Origin of the sequence: Leucobacter sp. VD1 (assembly GCF_037150695.1) — a bacterium.
Lineage (GTDB): Bacteria > Actinomycetota > Actinomycetes > Actinomycetales > Microbacteriaceae > Leucobacter.
The window spans coordinates 539,278-565,881 of the sequence record NZ_JBBCPO010000002.1 but is presented as its reverse complement, the minus strand read 5'-3'; the positions used below and the strand labels follow the sequence as shown (position 1 = coordinate 565,881).

Genomic DNA, 26,604 nt, shown 5'->3' with positions numbered 1-26,604 from the left:
GTTCCGTCTGGTGAGTTCTTCGGGTTCGTTGGTCGGCGGTTCGCCGCTCAGATCTGGTGGCCGTCGCGCAGCACGCGCAGCGGCGCGGGGCGGTCGACGACGAGTTCGGCAATGCTCGCGGCGTCGAACTCGAGCCGAGTGCCGCTCTCGGGCCCCTGCCACTCGGCGATCTCGGGGATACCGAGCATGGCGCCGCCGGCAGTCGATGCGAGCCGGAAGGCACGTTCGAGCTCCGCGTCGGTGATCGCGCCGGTGCGGTAGGCGAGCAGGTGGGCGCGATCCACCATGCTGCCGGTGCCGAACGGGCTCCACGAGTCGCGCACGCCGTCGGATCCCGCTGCGAGGTTCACGCCGTGCCGTTCGAGGAGGTCGATATCGGGCACGGGGTCGGGTCCAAGGGCGCAGCTGGCGATCCAGATGCCGGCCTCGGCGACGCGGTCGAGCGTCTCCCCCAGGCTGGGCAGCGAGGTGTCGCAGAGGGCGAAGGCGTGGCCGATGGTGACGCGGCCCTGCCGCCCGCCGGCGATGGTGCGGGCCGCGATCTCGCGAATCTGCTCGAGCCCCTGCTCGCCCTCGTCGTGGAGGTGGATGTCGAGGTCGCGTCCGGCTCGGTCGGCGAGTCCGAAGATCGCGTCGAGGTGGCCGTGGAGGTCAGATTCGAGACCGATGGGGTCGATGCCGCCGACGAGGTCGGCGCCGCAGTCGAGCGAGGCCGCCATCACGTCGAGGGTGCCGGGGTTCGTGAGCAGCCCGAACTGCGGAAAGGCGACGATCTGCACGGTGAGGTGCGGCGCGAGCCGTTCGGCTGCGGCCCGCACGCCCTCGACGTTTGCGGTGCCAAGTTCGGTGGACACATCGACGTGGGCACGCATCGCCAGGGTACCGTTCTCGAGGGCGTGCGCGAGCAGCGAGTAGGCCCGTTCTTCGACACTGCGCTCGAAGGAGAACTGGGTGGCGCGATCGTTGTCGATGAGATCCTGCAGTGTCGCCGCGGGTCGGCGGGAGAGCCAGCTGCCGCCCCACGTTGTCTTGTCGGGGTGGATGTGCGCATCGACGAGTCCGGGAGTGCGCAGCGGTGCGGAAGCTGGGGTCGCCGTCATTGGTGAGCCTTTCTCGGGGGTCTCGGTGCGGAGTGGTCGGTGCCGGGATGGCGCCAGACAACTCGTCAGACATATGATAACCATATAACCAATCGAATCTGCAAGGATGTGACACGTGCGACAAATTCAACGACGATCACTCGTCGACACGGTCGTCGACGAGCTGAAGCGCGAAATCAGCCAGGGTCGATGGTCTATCGGCGACAAAATCCCCTCCGAAGCGGAGCTCACCACGACGCTCGGAGTCAGCCGCCCCTCCGTGCGCGAGGCGGTGCGGGCCCTGGTGCAACTCGGGCTGCTCGAAACCCGCCAGGGCGACGGCACCTACCTCATCGCCACCGATCCAACCCAGGTCGCCCTGCGCCGGGCCCTCCGATCCGCCGACAGCCTTGAAGTGATCCGCGTGCGTCAGGCCCTCGACGCCCTCGCGGCCCGCGAAGCAGCCACGGCCCGCACCGAGGCGGATCTCAACACCCTCGCCGCGCACCTCGAAGCCCGGCGCGACGCCATCGCCGCGAGCGACACCCTCGCCTTCGCCGACGCCGACGTCGCCTTCCACCTCGGCATCGCCCGAATTTCGGGGAACCGCCTGCTCTCCGACATCTACGCGAGCTTCGACGGCTCCATCAAGGAGTCCGTCACCGACGCCTCCTGCCTCGCCAAGGGCGACGACCCCGACCGCCACGACATGCATGAGACCCTCTTCCGCGCCATCGCGGCCGGAGACCCCGACGCAGCGCAGGCCGCCGCCCTCGGCGTGCTCGAGCAGCAGGAGCGTCTCCTCGATGAGCTCCTCTGAGGGGCGCCAGGGGGTCGCTGCCGGGATCCTGATCCTCGCCGTCGGGCTGAGCGTCCGCTTTCCCATCACCTCTGTCTCCCCCCTCCTCGGCGAGATCGGACACGCCTACGCACTGTCTCCCTCCGGGCTCGCCGTGCTGAGCGCGATCCCCGTGCTGCTCTTCGGCCTCGCATCGCCCCTCGCTCCGCTGCTCGTCGCGCGGCTCGGGCTCACGCGCGCGATCACTCTGCTGCTCGCCTCACTCTCCTTCGCCACGCTGCTACGGCCACTCGCGCCGCCGCTGCTCTTCGTCGGCACCGTGGTCGTTGGCGCCTCGATCGCGCTGCTCGGGATCCTGGCTCCGCAGATCATCAGGCACGCCCTACCCCACCGTGGCGGATTCTGGACCGGGGTCTACACGACCTCCTTCGGCGTCAGCGCTGCCGCCGGCGCCGCCTTCGCCGTTCCCGTGCTGCACCTGCTCGGCGAGCGCGTCGGGGCCGCGCTCATGAGCTGGGGGATCCCGCTGCTTATCGCGCTCGCGCTCGCCATCGCCTTCGGGCCGCGACTCGGCGCCCCCGGCCCCGGCAGCCGACGCGACACCAGCACTCCCCGCAGCTCGGCGTTCCGGGCGCCTGGCATCTGGCCGGTGACCGGATTCTTCGGATCCCAGGCTCTGATCTACTTCTCGCTCACTGCGTGGCTGCCCACCATTGCCGTTGACCGCGGCATGGTGCCAGCCCAGGCAGGGCTCCTGCTCGCGTGGATGAGCGTGGCCGGCCTCCCTGCATCGCTGCTCGCACCAACGCTCGCATCACGGCCTCGGTTGCGCACCAAGCTCATCGTGGGAATCTCGCTGCTCTCCGCCACCGGGCTTGCCGCTCTGGCCTTCGGCCCGCTCCCCCTTGCCCCGGTGGCCGTCGCGGTGCTCGGGATCGCGCAAAGTGCTGCGTTCGGGCTCGCAATCGCGCTCATCGTGTTCACAGCCCCCAGCGTCTCGCAGACGGCGAGCTTCTCGGCTGTCAGCCAGGGCATCGGATACGCTTTCGCAGCCGCAGGCCCCCTGCTGCTCGGCCTGCTCGCGCAGACGGGGCTCGACTGGTCGGTCATCCTCGCGCTGCTCATAGCCGTGGCGCTTTGCGAACTCGGCTTTGGGGTCGCCGCCTCGCGGGCCTCCGGCCGGGCATAGCTCACCTGCCCAAGCAGCGGATCCCGACAGCTCAGACACTCGCTCCTAGACTGGGGGCATGGTCGTCTTCGCAGGCATTGTGCTGCTTCTCAACGCCGTCTACAACGTGATCGTCTGGCCGCGTTTCTGGAAGCGCGTCACCCAGGATCCCCGGGCCCATGATGCGCAGGGGCGCCCCACGGCGTTCTACAGGGTGCACGCCGTGCTGATCGGCGTCGCACTGCTGCTGGCCTTCGTCTCGGCGGTCGCCGGTGTGCTGGTGCTCACCATCGCCGCCTGACGCGCGGGCCCGAGACGGGAGCACCCGCCGCGGATCTCACTCCTCTTCGTCATCGTCGCCGTGCGGGCGGCCCGAGCCGAGGTGAGTGGCGGGCCCGAGATGCGAGGCGCCGCCTTCGTCGACCCACTCATGGCCGAGTTCATCGCTGTGTGCGGGATCCGACTCGTGATCCGGGCCGCGACGTTCTTCGTCGAGTTGCATCGTGACCTCCTCGTTCGTGGGCCGTGGAGTCCGTGGCCCTGTCTTTCCAGGGTACGCGCGCGCTGCGGCTTACGATAGAGAGATGAAGCGGATCCTCACCTACGGCACCTTCGACCTCCTGCACTGGGGGCACATTCGGTTGCTCAAGCGCGCGCGCGATCTCGGCGATTACCTCGTGGTCGCCGCCTCCACCGAGGAGTTCAATGCGGGTAAGGGCAAGAAGACCTACCACGACTTCGAAACCCGCAAGAACATGCTCGAGGCTGTGCGCTACGTCGACCTCGTCATTCCCGAGCAGGCGTGGGACCAGAAGATCCGCGACGTGCAGAAGTACGAGATCGACGCGGTCGTCATGGGCGGTGACTGGGAGGGCGACGAGCGCTTCGAAATCCTGCGCCCCTTCTGCGAAGTGATCTACCTCGACCGCACCGAGGGCGTGTCCACCACCAAGATCAAGCGCGACCTCGGCGTCAACGCCTAAGCCAAGGGTAGGCGGCGCGCTCCCGCGATCCGCACCCCGGAAACGACTGTTGCAGCGAGACTGACTCTTCCAGGGCTTCTGGAACAGTCGGTCTCGCTGCAACAGTCGTGCTTGGCGAGGGCGCGCCTACAGCACCTTCGAGAGGAATGCCTTCGTGCGTTCACGCTGCGGGTTGGTGAGCACCTCAGTGGGATCACCGGACTCGACGACAACGCCGCCGTCCATGAACACCAGCTTGTCGGCGACTTCACGGGCGAAGCCCATCTCGTGGGTCACCACGATCATCGTCATACCGCTCTGCGCGAGCCCCTTCATAACTTCGAGCACTTCGCCCACGAGCTCAGGGTCGAGTGCGGAGGTGGGCTCATCGAAGAGCATCAGCTTCGGTTCCATCGCGAGCGCCCGCGCGATCGCGACGCGCTGCTGCTGACCGCCGGAGAGGTGCGCCGGGTAGTAGTCGTGGCGTTCGGCAAGCCCCACCCGTGCGAGCAGCTCCATGGCGCGCGACTGCAGCGTCGCCTTGTTGCCCTTCTTCAGCAGCGTGGGAGCGATCATCACATTCTCGAGCGCCGTCATATGCGGGAAGAGATTGAAGCGCTGGAACACCATGCCGATGTCACGCCGCTGCTTCGCCGCCTCCTTCGGGTGCATCTCGTAGATCTTGTCGCCACTTTGCCGGTACCCCACGAGCTCGCCGTCGACCCAGAGCCGGCCGGCGTTGATCGTCTCAAGGTGGTTGATGCAACGCAAGAAGGTCGACTTGCCCGAACCTGAGGGGCCGACGAGGCAGAGCACCTCGCCGCGCTGCACCTCGAGCGAGATCGACTTCAGCACCTCATTGGAGCCGTAGGACTTCGACACGGCCTCGGCCTTCACCATCGGCGTGTCGGTCGCGTGCACGTTCATGCGCCACCTCCAGGTCGGTTGTGCGGGGGCACGATGGTCTCGCCCGCGGTGCTCGGATAGCTCGGCGTGGTGGGGTCCACCACACCGACGACACCGATCGTCTGCGTCTCGACTGTCGGCTTCATCACGTCCGGCCGCTGCTCCACACCGCGCGCGAAGTGCTTCTCCAGGTAGTACTGGCCCACCATGAGGATCGAGGTGACCGCGAGATACCAGATCGAGGCGACGATGAGCATCGGCACCGGCTGATACGTCACCGCGGTGATGTCACGGGAACGACCGTAGAGATCGAGCGTGAACGGCACCGCCGCGACCAGCGAGGTGGTCTTCAGCATCGAGATGACCTCATTGCCGGTCGGCGGGATGATCACGCGCATGGCCTGGGGCAGCACCACGCGGAGCATGGTGTGCCACCAGCCGAGACCGAGGGCGGTCGCCGCCTCGCTCTGGCCCTTGTCGACCGAGAGCAGGCCTGCGCGCACGATCTCGGCCATGTAGGCGGCCTCGTTCAGCGCCAGGCCGATGATCGCGAGGGTGAAGTAGCTGAGCAGATCCTTCGTGCTGATCGTCGCGACGGCCTCCGTGAACGGAATGCCCAGCGTGATCGTCTTGTAGATGGTCGGGATGAGGCCCCAGAACACGAGCTGCACGTAGACCGGGGTGCCGCGGAACAGCCAGAGGTAGACCCAGGCCACCGATTTGACCACGGGGTTGGGCGACTGCCGCATGACCGCGATCGCGACGCCCAGCACGATGGCGATGATCATCGAGTAGATCGTGAGCTGGAGCGTGTAGCCCGCGCCGGTGACGATGCGGGTGTCGAAGAGGTACTTGCCGACCTCGGGCCAGTTGTAGACCGGGCGGTTGACAGCGGTGTCGTAGATGAAGAGGCCAGCGATGAGCACGATCACCACGGCGAACGTCACGCGCCAGGGATGCCTTAGCCGGATGGCCTGAATAGCCTCAGGGGTGGCGTGGGCGTCGGGGCCTCGGCCGCCTCCGCCCTCGGATGGGAGATGTGACATGACTCACTTCCAGAATTCGTTTCAGCGTCGTCGTCGATGGAGTGCGGACCGTGCCGTGCACGGAGACCGCTGCGGGCCGGGGCGACAACCGCACCCCGGCCCGCTGCGGCCGGAATCGGCTATCAGTTCTTGGCCGCGTTGATTGTTGCCGTGTCGACAGCGCCGGCTTCGATGCCCGCCGAGGTGAGGATCTTGAGGTAGGTGCCGTCATCGATGAGCGACTGCAGGGCTGCCTGCACGGCCTTGGTGGTGTCGCTGCCCTTCTGGGTTGCGAATCCGTACGGCGCGGCGTCGAACACCTCACCCACGGTTTCGAGCTGACCCTTGAGCTTCGCGACAGCGTCGCCGGTCACGGGCAGGTCGGCCGAGAATGCATCGGCGCGGCCGTCCACCACTGCCTGAGTCGCCTCCGGCTGGCCGTCGAAGCGCAGCACCTCAATGGCCGGCTTACCGGCATCGGTGCAGGCCTTCGACTTCGCCGGCAGTTCGTCGGTGTCTTGTACGGTGGTCGCCTGCACGGCGACCGTCAGGCCGCAGGCGTCGTCGGGGTTGACGTCGGAGCCTGTTGCCGCGGCCCACTGCGTGCCGGCGTTGAGGAAGTTGACGAAATCGACCGACTTCTGCCGCTCGACAGTATCGGTGAATGACGAAGAGCCCATATCGAGCGCACCCTCCTGAATCCGAGGAATGATGCTGTCGAAGCCCAGGATCTCCCACTTGGGCTCAAGGCCGAGCTTCGCGGAAACTGCCTCGGCGAGTTCGACGCCCCAGCCGGTGGGGTTGCCATCGGCGTCCTTGAACTCGTTCGGCGGGTACTCGGCATCTGTGCCAATGCGCAGCACGCCGGAGTCCTTGAGCTCGGCGGGCAGCAGGTCGACGGCGGCTTGATCCGCCTTGATCGAAGAGGCCTGCGAGCTGTCTCCGGTGCTGCCTCCCTCAGACGCCGCGTTATTGACGCAACCGGTGAGCGTGAGCAGCGCAGCGGCTGCGAGTGCGGGAACTGCGTAGCGAATCTTCATTGATTCCTCCAAGTGATGGATGACCGGGTGCGCCCCGGCGTGCGATCTCGCTCCGAGTGTACTGCTCGTGCGCGGCGGGGTGATCACAGCCTCTCTATGCGGCACCATAGAGAGGCTGGATCCCTCCCGGCACCCCGCATGTTTCCGCGGTGGGCCACCCCGAAACCTTGGAGATAACATTCGGGTTAAGCTGTATACGGGGGAAGGCCGAAGTCGGAACGTGCCCTGCGGAGGGAGCGCGAGGGGACGTTGCCGCCCGGGCACCAATCTGCGGAAGGGATATCGCTGTGTTTGGTGACCCCAAAAGCGGAACCGCGGTGCCGGTAGATGCGCCAGGCCAGTTGCAGCGTGAACGCCTGCTCACGAAGCTTGAGAACGGCGGCCGCGTCGTTATCGTGCGGGCGGAGGGCGGCGCGGGCAAGACGGCGCTCATCGCGCGCTGGGTGCGGGAGCAACAAGACACCGCTGTCGCCTGGGTAACGCTCGACGAGGGCATCCTCGACGCACGCAGCTTCTGGCTGCGCACGTTCTCAGCGCTGCATGCCGCAGCCCCTGAGACATTCCAGCACCTCACCGACGGCTACATGAGCGGGTTCATCTCCCCCGACAACGCCCCCGCACTGCTCGCTTCGACGCTGCTGCGCGCTGAAACCCGCGTGGCACTCGTGTTCGACGATCTGCACCTCACCTGCGACTCACTGCAAGACCAATTGGTGTCACTCGCTCGTGTCGCACCGCCCACGCGCATCATCGCCACCACCCGCCAACGCACTCGCTTCGAGTCTCCCCTCACCTCGACCGCGATCCACACCACCGTGATCGGCTCCGAAGAGCTCGCCTTCACCCGCGAAGAGATCGCCGAACTCGCAACCGCCCTGCCCTACGCGGTCACCGCTGTCGAACTCGCGATGCTCGAACGCATCACCCGCGGCCACTCGCTGGCGGTGCGACTCGCGCTCTCGGTGATGGACGGGCTCTCGGCGGGCGGATCACGTCGGCCCACCCTCGACGAGATCGAGCGCGGCGTCGCCGCGGTACTCGTCGACTTCACACCGTGCTTCGAAACCCCCGACGAGGAAGCCCTCGCACTGGCCCTCGCGCTCTGCCCCGAGGTCGATGAGGCCCTGGCCGCGCGTCTTGGCGACTCCGGCCTCGGCTGGGCCACCGTCGAGTCGTTCGAAGAACGCGGCCTCGGCCGCATCACCCTGCGACGCGGCCGGCCTGTGTTTCTCATGCACACCCTCATCACATCAGCGCTGCGCCACCGTGCACCGCAAGAGCTCAGCGCCGAACGTGTCGCCGAGGTGCGCCGCATTGCCTTCGAACAGCTGCGAGATCTCGCCGACCCTGTCGAAACGCTCGCGCTGCTCATCGACGGCGGCATGGACAACCTGATCTTCCCCCACTTCGCCCACTATTTCTCGGAGTTCAGCCAGTTTCGCTCTGCCGAGGTGATCGCCATGCTGAGCCCCCTCGCACCCGAGCGCCTCAAACGCGACGGTGGCGTGCCCATCGCGCTCACCATCGCCCTCAGCGAGAACGCGATCGTGCCGACGCCGCGCATCAAGCAGCTGCTGCGGATCGGCCTCGCCGAGTTGTCGCGGCGCTCGCCCGCGGCCGGCAGCATCGAAGCGAGGTTCGTGGCGCTCGCACGCTTCGGCGGGATGCGTGTGAGCCGCAACTACGAAGAAGCCTTCCGCGCAGGTGAAGAGTTCATCCGCCTCGTCGAGGAAGCCCGCAGCCCGAGCGGCACGTCATGGCTCTACGCCGGCAATCTGCAGATCCTCATCACGGCGCTGCTCGCGCACCGTATCCCCCGCGTCTTCGAGCTAGCCGCCGGCATGGAGGGCGATCCGCATCCCGGGCGCCCCTTCCACACCCGCTCCATCCTGTCGTTCGTGCGCGCCTACGCCGGCGATTTCGTGGGTGCCGAACGCGAGATCGCCATGATCGGCACCTCGCCGTGGAGCGGCTGGGAAGGCTCGCTTCACGCGCTCAATTGGCACCTCGCATCCGCCCTGTCAGCGGCGAACCGCGACGACAGACTCGGTGCGCTGCAGGCGCTGCAGCCCATCACCACACGCATCGACGAGTTCGAGCAGTGGCCGCTGATCGCCTGGACCCGAGGAGTAGTGCGCCTGGTGGGCGGCGAAGCGGGTCGCGGCCTCGAAGAGCTCGAGGCGACCCGCAACGAACTGAGCGCGTATCCGCTGAGCTCCGGGTGGGCCGAAGAGCTGCGCACACTGCACGCCGATCTGCTGCTCGCAACAGGCGACCTGCTGCGCGCCCGCACGGTGCTCGCCCACAAGAGCGAAAGCGGCGAGGCACCCGTCACCGTGCTCACGCGCGCGCGTCTGGCCCTGCTCTCCTCACAGCCGGAAGAAGCCGTGACACTGCTCAGCGACCTCAGCACTACCGGGCTGTATCCGGCGCACCAAGCTCAGCACCTCCTGCTGAGCGCGGCGTCGCACGCGCGACTCGGCAACACCGGGCACGCGTCGGCGCTGCTCGAACAAGCGCTGTACGCCCTCGACCGCACCAACAACAGGCTGCCGCTGTCGTGGGTGCCCACCGCCGACCTGCGGATGCTGCGCTCGCTCGTGCCGGCAAGCATGTGGATCGAGCCGGTGAGCGCCCCCTTCGAAACCGAGACCGAGGCCTTCGAGAAGCTGTCGCGGCGCGAGTCGCTGGTGCTCGCGGAGCTCGCGAGCGACGCCTCGATCGAGGAGATCGCGGCGGCACTGCACGTCTCAGCCAACACCATCAAGTCGCAAACGCGCAGCATCTACCGCAAGCTGCAGGTGTCGTGCCGCGCCGATGCGCTGCTGCGCGCTCGGCAGATCGGGCTTCTCTAAGCCGTCTCGGCGGGGCGATCCGCGCCCGCGGTGATTCGCCCGCGCACGATCCGCCCCGCGAGACGCGAACTATCCGAGCTCCCCGTCGACAGCGCTGGCGAGCACCCGCGCCCCCGCAAGCGCCTCTGGCGTTGCGCTGCGCGGATCGACATCGAGCACCGTGAAGTCGGCGCGGAGGCCGGGGGCGAGCGCCCCGATCTCATGCTCGCTGCGCAGCTGCCAGGCCGCGTTCGCCGTGTGGGCGCGCAGGGCGTCGAGCCTGCTCGCAGGGGTGCCGCCGCCCAAGTGCCGCCCGGTGCGGGAGGTGCGGGTCTCGGCGACCGCCATATTGCGCAGCGGCTCGTAGGGCGTGACCGTGCCGTCGTTGTGGAAGGTGGCGCGGTGGCCGGCCGCGAAGGCCGCGCCGGCGTCGGCCCAGCTCGCACCACGCTCGCCGAAGAGGTCGTCGATGAGCACGTCGCCCCAGTAGGTGATGTGGTCGACGAAGAGGCTTACGGTGACGCCGAGCGAGGCAGCGCGGCTGAACTGATCCGGTGTCATCAGCCCGCAGTGCTCGACACGAAAGCGGTGGTCGCGCAGCGCGAAGCGCCTGATGAGCTCCTCGTAGGCGTCGAGGGTGCTGTCGATGGCGACATCGCCGTGGGAGTGGCAAGCGATCTGCCAGCCCTCGCCCGCGTACTGGGCGCCGATGTCGATGAGCTGCTCGGTGGTGTAGTTCGCCTTGCCGATGTGGCCCGGTTCGAGGCCGATGGCGTGGGTCGCCTCGGTGTCGAGGTAGGGGAAGGAGGTTGCGATGTTGCCCACCCATGGCGATCCGTCGCTCCACACTTTGATGCCGACCTGCCTCACCCGGGCGTCGCCGTTGACGAAGGGCCGGGTCGCGTGGGCGCCCGGGCTCGACGTCTCGTAACCGCGCACCCGCACGGGGAGCCGCCCGGCTGCGTGCAAGCCGTCGAACAGCGGCCCAAGCTCGGCGCTCCAAGAAAGATCGGCGATGGTAGTGATGCCGTGTCGTCGCACCTCCGCAAGGTGCGCGGCCATGCGCTCGGGCAGGCGCGCACGCGCGGCTTCCATCACGGGGCCCGCGATCCGCGCCACCGCCGCAGCTTCGTACGCGACACCGCTCAGCTCGCCTGACGCGTCGCGCCCGTACGAGGCACCGGCGGGATCGGGGGTGTCGCGGTCGATACCTGCCTCACGGGCGGCGGCGGTGTTGAAGTATGCGGAGTGCAGAGAGTTGTGCACGATGACGAGCGGGATGTCGCCGGCCACGGCATCGAGGTCGGCGCGGGTGGGCTGCACCAGGCCGCGCTGCAGCAGCGGATCCCATCCGTTGGCGAACACCCGCTCTGGGCGGGGGTCGGCGGCGAGCGCTTGCTTGATGCTGCCCCACACCTCGTCGGCGCTTGCGATGGTGACGGGGCGGATGTCGATGACACCCTCACCCATCAGCAGCGCCACCTCTGAGGGGTGGCCGTGCGGTTCGATGAGGCCCGGGATCGCCCACCCTTCGCCGAGGTCGAGGTGGCGCCCGCCGGCGGGTGCAGGCACCTCGTCTCGGGAGCCGATCGCCACGATGGTGCCGTCTTCGACGAGCATCGCCTCGGGGGCGGATGCCGGATCGGGGTTCTCGCCGACACAATCGAGGTCGGTGCGCACGAAGCGCCCGGTGATGCGGAGTGTGGGTGCCATGGTCAGGTCCTTTCCCGGGTGGGCTGCAGAGCCCTGCATCATTTGTACCTGTCGGTGCTGGCCCCTGGGAAGCTGTGCGGGCGGCTTCGCACGCGATTTCACCCGGGGCTACTCGAGGTGGTCTCGCCGCCGCCACCATTGACAGCCCCCGCCCGATCTAGAAGTATCGGCAGTGTCGACGGAAGTTCACAGGCGAGGTCGCCCGTCGACCCGCCGCCTCCGCCGCGATCAGTTTGAACACTCATCTCGACGTGGAGGTTGCAGTCATGAAAAAGCTCATCAACGATCCGGCGGATGTGCTCGCCGACGCACTTCGAGGCCTGGCGAAGGCCCACCCCGAGCTCGACGTCGATCACGAGCACCGGGTGATCTACCGACGCGAACCCAAAGCGCAGGGCAAGGTGGCGCTGCTCTCGGGCGGTGGCTCCGGGCATGAGCCGCTGCACGGCGGATTCGTAGGCCTCGGAATGCTCGACGCCGCCTGCGCAGGCGAGATGTTCACCTCGCCGACGCCCGATCAGGTGGTTGCGGCAACAAAGGGCGCGGATCGTGGCGCCGGGGTGCTGCACATTGTGAAGAACTACACGGGCGATGTCATGAACTTCGAGATGGCGGCCGAGATCGCCGCCGCCGAAACCGGCGTCGAAGTTGCGACAGTAGTGGTCGCCGATGACGTTGCCGTGCAGGATTCGCTGTACACGGCGGGGCGCCGCGGTGTCGGCCTCACCGTGCTCATGGAGAAGATCGTGGGCGCGGCGGCAGAGGAGGGGCGTGACCTCGCGGCTGTCACCGCGCTTGCGGAGAAGCTGAATGAGCGAGGCCGGTCGATGGGTATGGCACTCACCAGTTGCACGGTGCCCGCCGCAGGCAAGCCCACCTTCGACCTTCCCGACGACGAGATCGAAATGGGGGTGGGCATTCACGGTGAGCCCGGCCGCAAGCGGGTGCCGCTCGCTCCCGCCTCGGAGATCGCGGCCCAGCTTGTGGAGCCGATTCTCGCCGACCGCGACTTCACCGGAGAGCCCGTGATCGTGATGCTCAACGGTATGGGTGGCACGCCGCTCAGCGAGCTGCACCTGATGTACGGCGAGGTCGCCGAGCTGCTCGAACAGGCAGGCGTGGAGGTGGCCCGCGTGCTCGTGGGCAACTACATCACCTCGCTCGACATGGCCGGCTGTTCGGTAACGCTGCTCGCAGCCGATGACGAGATCCTGCAGCTCTGGGACGCCCCCGTTCGCACCCCCGGACTGCGCTGGCTCGCCTGAGCTGCAGCGATCCGCCCTCTCACCCCGTCACGCACAGGAAGCCACTATGACGAACACCATCACCGTCGACACCCTCACCCGCTGGCTCACGGGCTTCGCAGACCGCGTCGCCGAACAACGCGAGTACCTCACCGAACTCGATTCTGCGATCGGTGACGCCGACCACGGTGCGAACATGGCCCGTGGCATGGCGGCTGTGGTGGAGAAAGCGGGGCAGGATCCCGCCACCACAGCCGATGCGCTGCTGAAGACGGCGGGCATGACGCTCGTCTCATCGGTGGGCGGTGCCAGCGGGCCGCTCTACGGCACCTTCTTCTTGCGCATGGGAGCGAGTGCGGGCGCGGTAACCGAGCTCGATGCGGCGGCACTCGGGGCTGCATTGCGGGCCGGCTATGAGGGAATTCTGCAGCGCGGCAAGGCGGAGCCCGGTGACAAGACCATGGTCGATGCCATGCTGCCCGCGCTCGACGCCTACGATGCGGCGGCGGCCTCGGGGTCGCTGGGGGATGCGCTCGCGGCGGCGAGCGCTGCAGCGGCGAAGGGGCGCGATGCGACTGAGCCGTTGGTCGCCCGCAAGGGTCGCGCCAGCTACCTGGGCGAGCGCTCGGCCGGGCACATCGACCCCGGCAGCGCTTCGACCGCGCTGCTCTTCGAAGCTCTCGCCGCCGCCTGAGCCCCCACCCACACCGCGAGGCGCATGTCGCAGCGCAGATCACCGCTCCGCCTGCGAAATCAGCCGGTCGGCCGCTCTCGCCCCACACCATCGGAGGTCTAGCATGACCGAACGCGTCGGCATCGTCGTGGTCTCGCACAGCGCACCCCTCGCGGCAGCAGCGGCGGAGCTCGCCCTTGAGATGACTCCCTCGAATCCGCCGCGGGTGGTACTCGCAGCGGGCACCGCAGATGGTGGCACCGGCACCGACGCCATGCGGGTGGCAGAGGCGATCGGCGAAGCAGCTGCTGAGGGAGGCGGGGTGCTCGTGCTCATGGATCTCGGCTCGGCGGTGCTCAGCGCTGAGATGGCGCTCGAGTTCGCCGACATCGGCGACACTCCTGTGCGGCTCACGAGCGCCCCCATCGTGGAGGGTCTGCTCGCCTCCGTGGTGACCGCCGCGGCCGGGGCTTCGCTCGATGCTGTCGCCGCGGAGGCGCTGGGGTCGCTCGGGGCGAAACGTGCGCACCTCATCAATGAGGAGGCGGGTGCGGATCCGGGGGCAGCAGGCGCCACCGGATCGGCCGGGCCCGAAGATGCCCCTCCCACGCAGCCCGATGCGACGGTCGAGGTCGTGGTGCGCAACCGCGACGGCATCCACGCGCGCCCGGCCGCGCTGATTGTCGCGGCGCTCGCGGGCCGTGACGCAGTGCTGCGGATCGCACGCACCGGCGAGGAAGCCGTGCGCGTCGGCGGACCCACCGGGCTGCTCGCGCTTGGCGCGAGGCAGGGCGAAACGCTGACGCTCACAGCCACCGGAGCCGATGCGCAGGCCCTGATCGATGAGCTCGCCATGCTGTTCGCCGACGGCTTCGGCGAGCCATGCGATCCCGAAGTTGCCGCTGCGCCTGCCGCGACAACGACACGCACCGACCCAGATGCAGCGAAGCCGGCGACCCCCGCCGAGAAGCAGCTGCCGGCCGCAACGCACTCAGGCGGGCCCCTCGCGGGCGCGCTGGGGGTGAGCCCCGGACGTGTGGCGGGCAGGGTGGTGCGCATGCCGAACCCCATCGCGGCACCACCAGAGGGGCCAGAGATCACGGAGGAGTATCGGCAGGCGGAAGGCAGCCGCGTCGCTCAGGCCGCCGACGCCGTCGCCGAGGCCCTGCGACATCGCGCCGCGCGCGCAGGCGAGACCGGCAGCGCAATCCTCGAAGCCGGTGCCGCGATCGCAGCCGACGAAGATCTCAGGGAGTCTGCCCGCGAGCGGGTGCGCGCGGGTGCGCCTGCGGCGCGCGCCGTCTGGGACGCCTTCGGTGCGGCGGCTGACACGCTGCGCAGCCTTGGCGGCCGCACTGCAGAACGCGCCGCAGACATCCTCGACGTGCGCGCCCGCATCGTCGCGCAGCTCACAGAGCAGCAACCACCGGGGCTGCCAGACACCGACGAGCCGTATGTGCTCGTGGCCCACGATCTCGCACCTGCCGACACGGCACTGCTCGACCCCTCGCTCTGTCTCGCCCTCGTCACCGAGGAGGGCGGGCCCACCTCGCACACCGCGATCCTCGCGCGTGGGCGCGGCATCCCTGCGGTGGTCGCGGCCCGTGGTGCCTGGAGTGAGCCGGGCGGTGAGACGCTGCTCGTCGACGGTGCGAGCGGCGAACTCGTGTGGAATCCTTCGCCCGAGCAGCTCGCTTCGATTACGGAGCGGGCCGAGACCCCGCCCTTCGACGGCGCGGGCCGCACCGCTGACGGCCACCGGGTGCCGCTGCTCGCGAACGTCGGCAAAGCGAGCGACGGTGCAGAGGGAGCGCGGGCGCTCGCTGAGGGTGTGGGCTTGTTCCGCACCGAGTTCTGCTTTCTCGGCCGCGCGGAAGAGCCGAGCGTTGAGGAGCAGATCGAGATCTACCGCAGAGTGCTTGCGGCATTTCCTGGGAAACGGGTCGTGGTGCGCACGCTCGACGCGGGATCCGACAAGCCGCTCGCGTTCGTGCCGAGCGGCGAGGAGGAGAATCCCGCGCTCGGCGTGCGCGGGCTGCGCACCTCGTGGATCGTGCCGGGCCTGCTCGACAGGCAACTCGACGCGATCGCCGCCGCAGCATCGCAGGAAGCTGCGGAGGTCGCTGTGATGGCGCCGATGGTGGCGACCGTCGCGGAGGCCGCAGACTTCGCCGAGCGGGCGCGGGCGCGCGGCCTCGCGCACGTGGGTGTGATGATCGAAACGCCATCGGCCGCGCTGCTCGCGAATCGTCTCTTCGAGGTGATCGACTTTGTGAGCCTCGGCACCAACGATCTCACGCAGTACACGATGGCAGCGGATCGGCTGCTCGGCAGTCTCGCCGCACTCAACGACCCGTGGCAGCCGGCCGTTGTCGAACTCATCGGCCGGGCCGGGTCGGCCGGGGCCGCCGTCGGCGGCGGGGTGGGGGTGTGCGGCGAAGCCGCCGCGGACCCGCTGCTCGCCGCAGTGCTTGTGGGAGCTGGTGCGACCAGCCTCTCGATGGCGGCCCGGGCAATCCCCGCGGTCGCAGCACAACTGCAGAAGGTCACCCTGGAGCAGTGCCGGCAGGCCGCCGCAGCCGTGATCTCCGCCCGCGACACCGCCGCAGCCCGCAATGCAGCCGCCGCGATCCTGAGGTGAGGGGGTGGGCCAGGGGCGGACTCTTCCCGCACCAGCTTCACTCAACAGCCTCAGCACCACTCTGGGACTTTGACGAACAGGTGCATCGAAATCCACACTCGTATCACGCCTGCGGAGCGCGTATATTAAGTCCATCATGGCCAAGAGACCGAAGCAGCGTCGCACCCGCATCGAATTACAATCGCTCTCCGATGCCGCCCTGATCGATCTCACACGCGCTGGCACTCCAGAGGCATTTGCAGAGCTCTGGTCACGGCACCATGGTGCCGTCGTCGCAGCGACTCGGTCGTTCACCCGGTATGAACCCGAAGATCTCACGCAGGAAGCGTTTGCGAAGGTCTACGCGAGCATTCTGCGAGGTGGAGACATGACAATCTCGTTTCGCGCGTACGTCGCGACTGTCTCTCGCAGACTCGCGATCGACCAGTCTCGCAGAGACCGCGGCATCGCTCTCGAGAGCTTCGACGACGATCTCGACCCGGTCGATCCAACGGCGGGGGATCACGCGGAACGCGCCCTCGAGAAGACCACTACCACGAAGGCGTTCAAGGCGCTCTCCGCCCGCCAGAGGGAAGTGCTGTGGTATCGAGACGTCGAAGAACTTCCGGTTGTCGAGATCGCCCGATATCTCGGGTTAACCGAGAATGCTACTAGCGCGCTCATCAAACGATCGCGGGAAGCATTCAAGGCTTCATGGATCTCAGCTCAACTCAGCTCCGAGCACAACCGGCATCCCAATTGCCTCGCCATTTCACCGATGCTCGCGCGTTTTGCACGCGGAACGCTCACAGCACGTGACACTGCTGCAGTCGCGCGACATCTTTCGAACTGTGCGCACTGCGCTGGCATTGCCGCAGAAGCTGATGACTTGCATCGCAAACTCGCTCTCGTCCTCCTCCCGCTCCTTTTGTTGGGCGGCGCACCCGGCTATTTGGCATGGGTGCGGTCGAGACCTCAGCAGCCCCTTTCCGCAACTCAGGCGCACATCGCCGAGACCCCCAACGTCTCACCGGCAACAACCGTCTCACTGCCATCCGCAGGCGTTCCATCCTTGAGACCTGCAGTCGTTCTCGCGGCGAGCCTGACGGGGATGCTCCTGGCGGGTGGCGCAGCGTTCGCGACCGGTGTTCTTCGAGCCCCCGGGACGATCGCAGCGGCCTCAGATCTCACCCGAGACCAAGTCCAGAACGACCCGGGCAGCCCTGAATCCGGCCTCCCGGCCCCTAAGGACCAGTCCCCTTCTGACACTTTGGACACGGCCTCCGCCGTCGCGGCGCCACGAGACAGCGGCGCCCAGACCGCGCGCTGGCAAGGATCCACGCCGCGCGCCGAGTCGTTGCCGCCCGCGCCCAGTGTTCAAACGCCTGACCCTTCGCTGCTTCCGATCACCTCCTCGTCACCGCCGGCCGACCCCCCCGCCTCGTCGTCAGTCGATCCTGTGATCTCACCGATCCTTTCGCCTCCATCAGCGGTTGTCTATCCCGAGTACCGCGAACTCTCGACCGTGTCTGCCGATGGCCCGTTCCGCTTTTGGATCTCCGCAACCCCGTTGTCGACGGTCGATCTGCTGATCCAGGAGGCCGGCCAGCTCGACATCGTGCTTTCCTTCGCGATCCCGACGAGCGGAGAGGTCATGTACGACTTCCCGCAGCATCGCACCCGGGTAATCGACATCACTCTCACTCAGTACTACGCGACGGAGAACGGCATCATCCGCAGCGACGCACTCGCCTTTACTCAGTACCCGATCCCAGCTCATTAAGCCGCCTCGGCCCCCACCCCAAGGCCTTGCACCCCATCTCGTGGACTGAGCCTAGGATTGGCAAATCTGAAGCACGACTCGAACTTGCGATAGCGCCGCGGCACTGGTCTTTCTTTTCACTCACTCGCGTCGGATTCGCGGCACCGAATCCGTCTCTTTAGACGAGGGGAGTTCGCCCCTCATCTCTGAAGGGGAATGGAAGAGACATGAGGGAGACGACGCGCACCCCGATCGCGAGTTGCGTGCTGCGCAGCGCTGGGTTAGCCCTAGTGCTTGCACTAACCGGCTGCGGGAATGACGCGCCGCCGGAGGAGCCGTTCCGTGCGATGCCCGACAGTGTGCAACTGAGCGGCGACGAGCGCCAATCGTTGATGGAGCTATCCAACTCCCTCGACACGCAAGTCCAGCCAGGAGCGCGGGTAGACCTGATCGTCGCCCCTCACGCGGGCCGCGAGGCCGTCGCACAGATCGTGCTTCCCACCGATACTGCCCTCCCCACGACTGCCGACGTCACGGCGGTTCTGAGAGGGATCGAGGGCTCTCTCCTCGCTGCTGCCTTCGACTGGCGAGTTGAAGCCGTCTCCCCGACAGGCGCACTCGTCTCGCTCGAAGCATCGGCACTCGCGGCAGGAGTCAGCGCCGCCCACATCTCTCCCTTCGGAGAACTCCGAATCGAGGCCCCCATCAGCCAGGAGGCATCATGAAGCCCGCTTTCCCAGCACTCTCGAAACGGGTGCGCGTTGTCACTGCCGCGGGAGCGGCACTGCTCCTCACTTCCCTGTGGACCGTCACCGGCGCCGCGCCGGCAGCTGCCAGCGTCGGGGCTGCGCAGTTCGCCCTGCGCCGCGTACGTCGGCCCCGGGGCTCCTGCTAACAGACTCAGGGGTTCCCGCGCTCCTTCCCCCTTCCCCCTAGAGTGGCGGGGCCCCTGACAGCGGCATCCGATTCCCCCTTTCCCCGGGATGCCGCACCCCCGGTTCGAGCGCAGTGCTCACCGGAACCAGCCGGGGGCGATCCCGGACCCCTCGCTGGGTCCGGGTCGCCCCCGCACACTGGCCACGAGGCATGTGTGCCCTTCATATACATGCTGTGTGCAGCTACCTCAAGATGTCATGCCTTGGACGTCGGGTTGGCGCCTACAGTATTGATCCTCGTATTCTGTCGATCCATCCAATACGTATATCGGGTGAATCATGGCAAAGAAGGCGCGGTCGGTCCCGACGAGCCTGAACCTCTCGTCGATGTCCGACTCCTCGCTCATCGAGCTGGCCGGTGGTGGCAACTCCGAAGCATTCGGGGAGTGGTGGAAGCGTCACCGGGGAGCAGTGGTTGTCCTAACGCGCTCGTAGACCGGATACGAGGCGGAAGATCTGATGCAGGAGGCATTCGCGAAGGCCTACTCCAGCATCATGCGTGGCGCTGAGGTGAACGCGTCATTCCGGGCAAATGTTGCCTCAGCCTCTCGGCGGATCGCCATCGATAAGGCCCGAAAGGAGGGCGACTTCCGCACCGAGATTTTAGGAGGAATCGCTCGACACGGGATACGCGTCCTTGGGCGATCATGCCGACGGAATTCTTGAGAAGTCCATCACCGTTCAGGCGTTTAAGTCCCTGACGTCTCGGCACCGTGCGGTACTGTAGTGCCGAGATGTCGAAGACCTTCCCGTAGCGGAGGTCGGTAGGTACGTCGGCATGAGCGAGAATGCAACCAGCGCGCTGATCAAGCGTGCTCGTGAGGCGTTCAAGATCTGGTGGCTTGCTGTCCACCTCGATTCCGATCGCGCCTCAGATCCTGAGTGCAGGGAAATCATCCCCTCACTGCCGCGCTAGACGCGAGGGGCGCTTGCGCCGCGGCATACGGCGAAGCTCGAACTGCACGTCTCCGACTGTGTGCACTGCGCCGCGATCGCGGCAGAGGCCGATTCGCTGCACAAGAAGCTCGCGCTCGTGCTCTTGCCGCTTTTGCTGCTGGGAAGCACCCCGTCCTGCGTCGAATGGGTGCAGTCGAAGCAGAATCGCACTCCTGCCCGGCCCAGGCGATTGCCGAGCAGTGGACGCGGTCTCGACGTCCACCGGTTCGTTGGCGACAACGTACTGAGGATCCGCAACGCAGACAGCCGTTCGGTGCAGGTCGCTCATTCGCAAACAACTCCACTTCCAGCCCTTCCTGCCGACCCGGCAGTGATTACGGATCCCACCCCTCCAGCGCCAGCGGTCTACCCGACCCTCGAGAGCTCACCACGATGTCAACCGACGGCCCGTTCCGGTTCAGGGTCTCAGCCACCCCGCTTTCCACAGAAATACTGGTGATTCGGGAAGACCCCCTTCCCGAAGTCGTTGACGACCTCGCGATCCCCTTGAGCGGTGAGGTAATGTTCGACTTCCCGCAGCATCGTGGGAAGGTGATCAGCTTCTCGCTCACTCAGGAGTACACGACCGCGAACGGCACTGTCACCAGCGATCTGCTGGCCTTTGTGAATTTCCCGGTCCCGCTCTACTAGGTCGCGTGGCCCGAACTCCACGTTCCTCGCCGCAAGTGAGCCATATCGCGCATCGCTACTGGTGAGCGAGGCCTCGGCATCGGAGAATCAGTGCCGACTCGAACTCGAGCCACAGGCCAATTTCGCGACGGTGCCAGGCAGGCCGTGTGCTGCTGCGAGAAATTTCTTGCTGTTCTCGTCGGATTCCTGCCCGATTGTTCGTCTCAGTAGTCGAGGGGATGTTCCATTCCCTATCGATGTGGACGAAATGGGGAACTATGAGGGGTGAGAAACGAGCGTCGATCACGGCGCATGTGCTCGTTATCGGGGGACTGATTCTGCCGCTGGCACTTACAAGCTGCGCCGCAGAGGAGCAGCAGCCGGAGGATGTCAGAGCCAGCTACGACAGCGTCAATCTGACCGGCGATCAAAAGCAAGAGCTGATGAATCTCTCCAACGGGCTGGACGCACAGGTCCAGGCCGGTGCCCGAGTGGATCTGGTGATCGATCCCGACACAAGCACGGAAGCCGTGGCTCAGATTGTGCTCCCCAGCGATCACGTAGTACCCACTTCCGATGACCTCACCGCAGTTCTAGAAGCCATCGACCAGTCGACCACCGCCACGGCGTTCGCCTGGAGGGTCGAAGCGGTTTCCCCAACAGGGGCACGGGTCTCACTCGCCGAAACCGCTCGTGAGGCCGGTGTCAGTCCCGTTCAGATCTCCCCATTCGGAGACATTCGTATCGAAGCCCCCCTCGAGGAGGAGCAGTCATGAACACCCAGAAGACCTCTCTCTTCAAGGCGGGCCGCGCGATTACCGCGGGCCTCGTCGCCTTCGCAATCGCCCTTCTCAGCGCGGTGACCGCGGTGACCCCTGCCCTTGCAGCGAGTGTGGGCTCGGTCGCGATATCCACGTCGTCGCCCACGACGCAGGAAGTCTCCAGCACCTTCGATTACCAGGTGTCCTGGTCATGTTCAGGTCTCGTTGGTGAGGACTGCGTCCGGCCGGTGATCGAAATTCCGATCACCCTCATCAACCCGAACCCCGCGGCGATGCAGGACATGTCGACTTGGGGAGTGACGTTCACCCCACCAACGACCTCGTCTGCGAACTTCACCCCGACAGTCGTGCGCTCGGACACGGAACTCATCCTGCGGCTGACCTCCACCCGCACCGTGCCCGCGGGCACCCAGGAGTCCTTCATCGTGCAGGTTCGCCCGCACCCGTCCACCGGTGACGGGGTTCGATTCTCGTTCGGATCCGCAACGATCAACTCAGAGAGCTTCTCGGAAGCCACCTCGAACCGTCTCGAGGGCGAAGTCGTCACACGCCTCCTGGAACCAGTAGACAAGGAATTCCTCGGCGGACTGGTGCTTTCGGACGGGACCACGGCTCGCGCTACCTACCGGATCACCCCCAACATCCGCGGGGTCTGGGAGCCGCTGACCGACACCTGGTCCTCCTGCGTGCTGCAGGACAATAATCAAAACCGGTGGGATACCGCGCGCGCCGAGACCATCGAAATCGTCGACACGCTCCCCGCCCAGGCCACGTTCGTTTCAGCGACCGGAGGTGGCATCTACGACCCCGCCACCCACACCGTCACCTGGAACGATTGCTCCAACTACCAGGACCTGCCCTGGTACGTCATCGTCGAGCTCCCCGCAGCGACCGATTCGTCAGACCCCGCATACACAGATACGATCACGAACTCGGTGTCGCGCTCATTCCTAGACACCGCCGGGAACATGCGGACCTCGGAAGATTCCGTCACCCATGACAACATCTTCCGTGCGCGTCCCACCCCCGAGCTTGCCAAGTGCGGGCAGGGCCGGGTGACCCCCACCACTGAGCCAGCTCCAGGCGGCCAGTGCGCTCCGTGGCGATTCTCTCCCACGTACGCCTACTCGGGTGGTGCCGGGGTGCACTACTACAACATCGATGCACGACGGATCCTGCAGGGAGATGAAGTCGAGGTCACCGACTGGATGCCCTGCGCGTCGAGCCCGACGGTCGATGGGTACGCCTCCGAAGCCGGCTGCACTCAGCCGGTCGAAGAACTCACCCATCTCACCTTCACGACCGCGCCGGGTGGCGTGGGGAACCGCAACCTGAGCTACCAGACACTCACGCTGTTCCTGAGCGACGGGACGCAGCAGGACTTCACACCCGCTCAGCCCATCGCTTCGCTGGCGCCCCTGCCCGCACCCCCAGCAGGGCTCCACTACGTCGGGTTCCGTGTCGTCCTCAGCGGGCTGAGCCTCGACGGTTCTGTCCGGGTAGCCGTGCAGACGCGACTTCTGCCCGGAGCCGACCACGACATGAACCTCGAGAACCGTGCACGCGTCGCGGTGACCAATGACAGCGACGGCTACTTCTTCGAAGGTGACGCCACGGGCATCGGAGCTGTGCGGGAAAGCGTCGTGGGAACCTCATCAGCCGGATTCTCGGTATCCGGGTCCGGTATCCGATATTCGACCGCATCGTTCGGGGCGTTTGCGCTCGACCCGTCGGTTGCGCTGCCCAGCTATGTGCAGGTGCTGCCCGCCGGGTATGTCGTCGCCGGCCAAACCACGAACAGCATTCTCATCACCGACAGCGATGGGCGCACTAACCGCAGCCACTACACAATCGAAATGATCCCTGAGGATACGGTGCTTGGACACCCCGCCCTGGTGCGCATCACCCCGATCCCGGGGACTCCCGCGGTGCCCTCGAGCCCCAGCGAAGGCTGGCCGTATGTCAGCGTGCAGACCACGCTCGAACGCACCTGGGGTGCCCAGTACGGGACGCTCGCAACGGAAGCGTTCACGTCGATCGACGGTTCGGCTTCTGCGATCGACAACTGCCTGCAGTACTCGCCTCGCGTGGCCGATGATTCTCGCGATCTCGACGGTGACGGCCTCACCTCCGGGGATTCCGGATGCCTGGCTTACGGAACACGCCAGTTCAACTCGACCTTGAGCGCAGCGACCAGCGTCGTTACGAAGCACGTGCGTGACGTGCACTCCAGCAGCTGGTCGGGAGCGAACCAGGTGGCCGGCATCACTTCCGGTGAGGCGGAGTACCTCCTGCACTGGGAGAATGCAGGACAGCCCGCGCTCTCCGACGTCGTTCTCTATGACTTACTCCCGCATGTCGGAGACACCGGTGCGACCGCAGCGAACCAGGGCATGAGAGGGAGTGAATTCACCCCCACCTTCAACGGCCTGTCCCGGGCAGTCCCTGCGGGCGCGCAGGTCCACTACTCCGCATCCATGAACCCCTGCCGTCCGGAAGTGTTTCCTACGAACCCGGGCTGCGACAACGACTGGACGACCGACCCGAATACTCTCGGCGGAGTTGCAGCAGTGCGAGCATTGCGCGTCACGCTGCCCGGTGAATGGCCTTCAGGCTCGAACATCAACCTCGCCTTCAACATGCTCGTGCCTGCCGGCACTGTGAGCGGTGATGTCGCATGGAACAGCGTCGCCCAGGTTGCCAGCAGTGCCGGTTCACCCCTGGTCGCCGCTGAGACTGCGCGCACCGGAATTATGATGCCTGCAGATGTCGTGATCGAGAAGAACAGCGAGCAGTCGGCCGCGCCGGTTGGCGTGGGAGACACGGTCAGCTACACCATTGATCTCTCGAACCGCCTCGCCACGACAGCGAACGGCATCCGTGTCGTTGATGACCTTAGCGGCGTGCTGCAGACAGCGACATTCAACAACGATGCAACGACCGATCGTGGCACCGTCGTGTGGGATGACGTGAACCAGCAACTGATCTGGACCGGAAACCTGGCCGTCGGAGAAGCCGCAACGATCCACTACACGGTAACCACCACGTCGCCGACCGTTGCCCCAGGCATGCGGAACACGGTCACCGGTCAGGTCGGCTCACTCCCGACGAACTGCACCGACGGCACCGAGGACGGATGCTTCGCCCTCGTCGAGGTGGTCGCCCCGGACGTTCAACTGCAGAAGACCGCGCAGGGCGTCACCGAAGGGTCGACCATCGCCGGACTCACCAACGTGACTTGGGACTACACCGTCCGCAACTCCGGCACGGAACCGCTCACCGATGTGTCCGTGGGGGACAGCGAGGGAGTCATTGTGACCTGCCCCAGCACCGCCCTCGACATCGGCGAATCCATGGTGTGCCAGGGAACCGGAAATGTCGGCAACGGCCAAAGCTACGAGAACACCGGCGCGGTGATCGGCACCGGTGCGATCAGTGGCGATCCCGCCTCAGCCGAAGACACCTGGTCTGTTGTGATCTCCCCGTTGAGCCCTGCGCTCACGATCGACAAGACCGCAGACGGCGTCGCCGAGGGCACCCCCATCCCGGCTCTCAGCACGGTCACCTGGAACTACCAGGTGGTGAACGCAGGAGCTGAGCCCGTCAGCGCCATCAACGTCACCGACAGCCAAGGGGTCGCAGTGACCTGCCCTGCAACGGTGCTGGCGGTCGGCGCGTCTATGGACTGTACCGGCACCGGCCCGATCGGACTGGGGCCGAGCTACCAGAACACCGGCGTCGTCGTCGGCACAGGTGATCTGACCGGTGCCCCGGCAACCGCGACCGACACCTGGAACGCGGAAGTCATCCCCTTGGAGCGGGCGATCGAGGTGGTCAAGTCTTCGCCTGACACGGTGGAAGGCGGCACTCTTCCCGCATTCACAACAGTGAACTGGGAGTACCTCGTCACGAACACCGGCGAAGAACCCGTGACGAACCTCGTCGTGACCGACGACCAGGGAGTCGCGGTGTCCTGCCCGGTGACTTCGCTCGCAGTCAACGAATCCACCACCTGCACGGGGTCCGCCTCAATCGGTGCCGGCCCGGCTTACCGGAATGTCGCAACCGCTGCGGCTGTGGCTGAGTACACCGGACTTCCCGTTCAGGATCAGGACGACTGGTCGATCTCAGTTTCCCCGCTCAACCTCGATCTGCAGCTCGACAAGCGGGCCCCCGCAGTGCAGGAAGGGTCCTGGGTGCGACCAGGCACAATGGTGGACTGGGAGTACATCGTCACCAACACCGGCGACGAAGACCTGGCCGACCTCCAAGTGCTGGACGACCAAGGCGTCACCGTCAGTTGCCCAGGGACCATGCTCTCTGCGGGAGATTCGATGACCTGCACCGGTACGGGCAGCATTGGCAGCGGCCCCGGCTACACCAACATCGGCATAGCCGAAGCCGTGGGTGCCCTCAGCCTGACTCCCGTGACCGCAGAGGACGACTGGAGTGTTGAGGTCCGCGAACCGGTCACTTCGATCTCCGTGGTCAAGGGCGCGGAGAACGCGCTCGACGGGGGTACCGTTCGCCAGGGCACCGTTGTGAACTGGAACTACGCGGTTACCAACACCGGTGAAGAACCGGTCGAGACGCTCACCGTGACCGACAGCCAAGGCGTTCAGGTCACTTGCCCAGCCACCGAACTCGCCCCCGCAGAAACGATGGTCTGCACCGGCTCAGGCCCCATTGGGGCGGGACCGGACTATGCAAACACTGCCGTGGCCACCGGAACCGGAACAGTGACCGGAGCCGAGGTCACCGCGGAGGACACGTGGACGACCCTGGTGCAGGTACTTCTGTCCGGGATCGCAGTGATCAAGGACGCGGTCGCCTACGACACCGGGGCCACCGTCCCGGCGAACAGCGATGTGGCATGGAACTACACCGTGATCAACATCGGCGAGGACGCGCTCTGGCGCGTCACCGTCACCGATGATCGTGGCGTTACTGTCACCTGCCCGGACGGAGAGCTCGCGGTTGGAGCGTCGATGGTGTGCACCGGCGCAGGAAGCGTCGGCTCTGACGCCAGCTACACCAACGTCGGAACCGCCACCGGAACCGGCGCGGTCAGCGATCAGCCGGTATCGGCGGAATCCACATGGACGGCGGTCCTCACGCAGGATGCACCTCCGGAGGCTCCCACGCCCGCAGAGCCGGTCACCCCGCAGGCACCGTCAGACCCGCCCGGGATGCTTGAACTCACCGGCGGCGCAACCATCACCGTGTTCGGTGCAATCAGTGGTGGTCTGCTGCTTGCAGGTCTGCTCCTCCTGCTCGTGAATCGGCTCCGTAGAATCCGAGGAGGCCACCGGTAAAGACTGAGGGCGGCCCGCATCCCCCGAGGGCGTGCTGACTACCCTGACTCGGCACTTGACCCGCTAGATGCCGTACCCAGCCCGAGCCCTTAGCTCGCCGGATGAAGAAGGGGCGATCCTCAGGCACTTTCGACTGCCGCAGGATCGCCCCTTTCCCTTCCCCACCTAACAGGAAGGTCTC

The 26,604-nt window shown here is 66.5% G+C and carries 21 protein-coding genes and 1 pseudogene; 16 read left to right on the top strand and 6 right to left on the bottom strand.

Annotation, left to right across the window (positions count from 1 at the left end; all coding sequences use genetic code 11):
- Positions 1 to 47: 47 nt before the first annotated feature.
- Positions 48 to 1,100, bottom strand: a complete 1,053-nt coding sequence (locus WFL22_RS08020; protein WP_336992187.1) for an amidohydrolase family protein — start codon at positions 1,098 to 1,100, stop codon at positions 48 to 50.
- A gap of 115 nt (positions 1,101 to 1,215) precedes the next feature.
- Between WFL22_RS08020 and WFL22_RS08015 the strand changes: the two genes are divergently transcribed.
- The 3 genes from WFL22_RS08015 to WFL22_RS08005 are packed head-to-tail and all read left to right on the top strand — an operon-like array spanning position 1,216 to position 3,347.
- Positions 1,216 to 1,899, top strand: a complete 684-nt coding sequence (locus WFL22_RS08015) for a FadR/GntR family transcriptional regulator (protein ID WP_336652421.1) — start codon at positions 1,216 to 1,218, stop codon at positions 1,897 to 1,899.
- On the top strand, positions 1,886 to 3,067 hold the full coding sequence (locus WFL22_RS08010) for an MFS transporter (protein WP_336992186.1): 1,182 nt from the start codon (positions 1,886 to 1,888) through the stop codon (positions 3,065 to 3,067). Before WFL22_RS08015 ends, WFL22_RS08010 begins: the two co-directional genes overlap by 14 nt.
- A gap of 58 nt (positions 3,068 to 3,125) precedes the next feature.
- Complete coding sequence (locus WFL22_RS08005; protein ID WP_336652423.1) at positions 3,126 to 3,347, top strand: SCO4848 family membrane protein; 222 nt, start codon at positions 3,126 to 3,128, stop codon at positions 3,345 to 3,347.
- A 36-nt stretch (positions 3,348 to 3,383) separates the two neighbouring features.
- Here the strand turns inward: WFL22_RS08005 and WFL22_RS08000 are convergent, their stop codons facing one another.
- Positions 3,384 to 3,548: a hypothetical protein gene (locus tag WFL22_RS08000; protein ID WP_336652424.1), complete on the bottom strand. Its 165-nt coding sequence runs from the start codon at positions 3,546 to 3,548 to the stop codon at positions 3,384 to 3,386.
- Between the two features lie 82 nt (positions 3,549 to 3,630).
- Here WFL22_RS08000 and tagD point away from each other — a divergent pair, with 82 nt between their 5' ends.
- Positions 3,631 to 4,029 carry a glycerol-3-phosphate cytidylyltransferase gene (gene tagD, locus WFL22_RS07995; RefSeq protein ID WP_336992185.1) on the top strand — a complete coding sequence of 133 codons (399 nt, stop codon included), beginning with the start codon at positions 3,631 to 3,633 and terminating at the stop codon, positions 4,027 to 4,029.
- 126 nt (positions 4,030 to 4,155) lie between these two features.
- Here the strand turns inward: tagD and WFL22_RS07990 are convergent, their stop codons facing one another.
- From WFL22_RS07990 to WFL22_RS07980, 3 genes are all read right to left on the bottom strand, one after another.
- Positions 4,156 to 4,935: an amino acid ABC transporter ATP-binding protein gene (locus WFL22_RS07990; protein ID WP_336652426.1), complete on the bottom strand. Its 780-nt coding sequence runs from the start codon at positions 4,933 to 4,935 to the stop codon at positions 4,156 to 4,158.
- The gene (locus WFL22_RS07985) at positions 4,932 to 5,861 is read right to left on the bottom strand and encodes an amino acid ABC transporter permease (protein ID WP_442918873.1); all 930 of its coding nucleotides are present in this window, start codon (positions 5,859 to 5,861) and stop codon (positions 4,932 to 4,934) included. Before WFL22_RS07985 ends, WFL22_RS07990 begins: the two co-directional genes overlap by 4 nt.
- Positions 5,862 to 6,082: 221 nt before the next feature.
- The gene (locus tag WFL22_RS07980) at positions 6,083 to 6,979 is read right to left on the bottom strand and encodes an ABC transporter substrate-binding protein (protein ID WP_336652428.1); all 897 of its coding nucleotides are present in this window, start codon (positions 6,977 to 6,979) and stop codon (positions 6,083 to 6,085) included.
- 287 nt (positions 6,980 to 7,266) lie between these two features.
- Here WFL22_RS07980 and WFL22_RS07975 point away from each other — a divergent pair, with 287 nt between their 5' ends.
- Positions 7,267 to 9,834 (top strand): LuxR C-terminal-related transcriptional regulator, encoded by a 2,568-nt coding sequence (locus WFL22_RS07975; protein ID WP_336652429.1) that lies wholly within the window; start codon positions 7,267 to 7,269, stop codon positions 9,832 to 9,834.
- A gap of 69 nt (positions 9,835 to 9,903) precedes the next feature.
- Here WFL22_RS07975 and WFL22_RS07970 read toward each other — a convergent pair whose 3' ends face one another.
- On the bottom strand, positions 9,904 to 11,526 hold the full coding sequence (locus tag WFL22_RS07970) for an amidohydrolase (RefSeq protein WP_336992184.1): 1,623 nt from the start codon (positions 11,524 to 11,526) through the stop codon (positions 9,904 to 9,906).
- A gap of 266 nt (positions 11,527 to 11,792) precedes the next feature.
- On the opposite strand from WFL22_RS07970, the gene dhaK reads away from it, so the two are divergent.
- From dhaK to WFL22_RS07920, 11 genes and pseudogenes are all read left to right on the top strand, one after another.
- Positions 11,793 to 12,791, top strand: coding sequence for a dihydroxyacetone kinase subunit DhaK (gene dhaK / locus WFL22_RS07965; protein WP_336992183.1), 999 nt, complete (start codon positions 11,793 to 11,795; stop codon positions 12,789 to 12,791).
- Between the two features lie 46 nt (positions 12,792 to 12,837).
- On the top strand, positions 12,838 to 13,464 hold the full coding sequence (dhaL, locus tag WFL22_RS07960) for a dihydroxyacetone kinase subunit DhaL (protein WP_336992182.1): 627 nt from the start codon (positions 12,838 to 12,840) through the stop codon (positions 13,462 to 13,464).
- A gap of 103 nt (positions 13,465 to 13,567) precedes the next feature.
- Positions 13,568 to 16,084 carry a dihydroxyacetone kinase phosphoryl donor subunit DhaM gene (dhaM, locus tag WFL22_RS07955; RefSeq protein ID WP_336992181.1) on the top strand — a complete coding sequence of 839 codons (2,517 nt, stop codon included), beginning with the start codon at positions 13,568 to 13,570 and terminating at the stop codon, positions 16,082 to 16,084.
- A 136-nt stretch (positions 16,085 to 16,220) separates the two neighbouring features.
- Positions 16,221 to 17,846, top strand: coding sequence for a sigma-70 family RNA polymerase sigma factor (locus WFL22_RS07950; protein ID WP_336992180.1), 1,626 nt, complete (start codon positions 16,221 to 16,223; stop codon positions 17,844 to 17,846).
- Between the two features lie 326 nt (positions 17,847 to 18,172).
- A complete protein-coding gene (locus WFL22_RS07945; protein WP_336992178.1) occupies positions 18,173 to 18,550 on the top strand; it encodes a hypothetical protein in 378 nt (125 codons plus the stop codon).
- Between the two features lie 489 nt (positions 18,551 to 19,039).
- Positions 19,040 to 19,195 carry a hypothetical protein gene (locus WFL22_RS07940; protein WP_336992177.1) on the top strand — a complete coding sequence of 52 codons (156 nt, stop codon included), beginning with the start codon at positions 19,040 to 19,042 and terminating at the stop codon, positions 19,193 to 19,195.
- A 15-nt stretch (positions 19,196 to 19,210) separates the two neighbouring features.
- Positions 19,211 to 19,426, top strand: a pseudogene (locus WFL22_RS12430) (hypothetical protein); the annotation flags it as partial.
- Positions 19,427 to 19,538: 112 nt separating this feature from the next.
- The gene (locus WFL22_RS07935; protein WP_336652438.1) at positions 19,539 to 19,676 is read left to right on the top strand and encodes a hypothetical protein; all 138 of its coding nucleotides are present in this window, start codon (positions 19,539 to 19,541) and stop codon (positions 19,674 to 19,676) included.
- A gap of 476 nt (positions 19,677 to 20,152) precedes the next feature.
- Positions 20,153 to 20,347 (top strand): hypothetical protein, encoded by a 195-nt coding sequence (locus WFL22_RS07930; protein ID WP_336652439.1) that lies wholly within the window; start codon positions 20,153 to 20,155, stop codon positions 20,345 to 20,347.
- 194 nt (positions 20,348 to 20,541) lie between these two features.
- Positions 20,542 to 21,102, top strand: coding sequence for a hypothetical protein (locus tag WFL22_RS07925; RefSeq protein WP_336992175.1), 561 nt, complete (start codon positions 20,542 to 20,544; stop codon positions 21,100 to 21,102).
- On the top strand, positions 21,099 to 26,423 hold the full coding sequence (locus WFL22_RS07920) for a DUF7507 domain-containing protein (protein WP_336992173.1): 5,325 nt from the start codon (positions 21,099 to 21,101) through the stop codon (positions 26,421 to 26,423). Before WFL22_RS07925 ends, WFL22_RS07920 begins: the two co-directional genes overlap by 4 nt.
- Positions 26,424 to 26,604 lie beyond the last annotated feature (181 nt).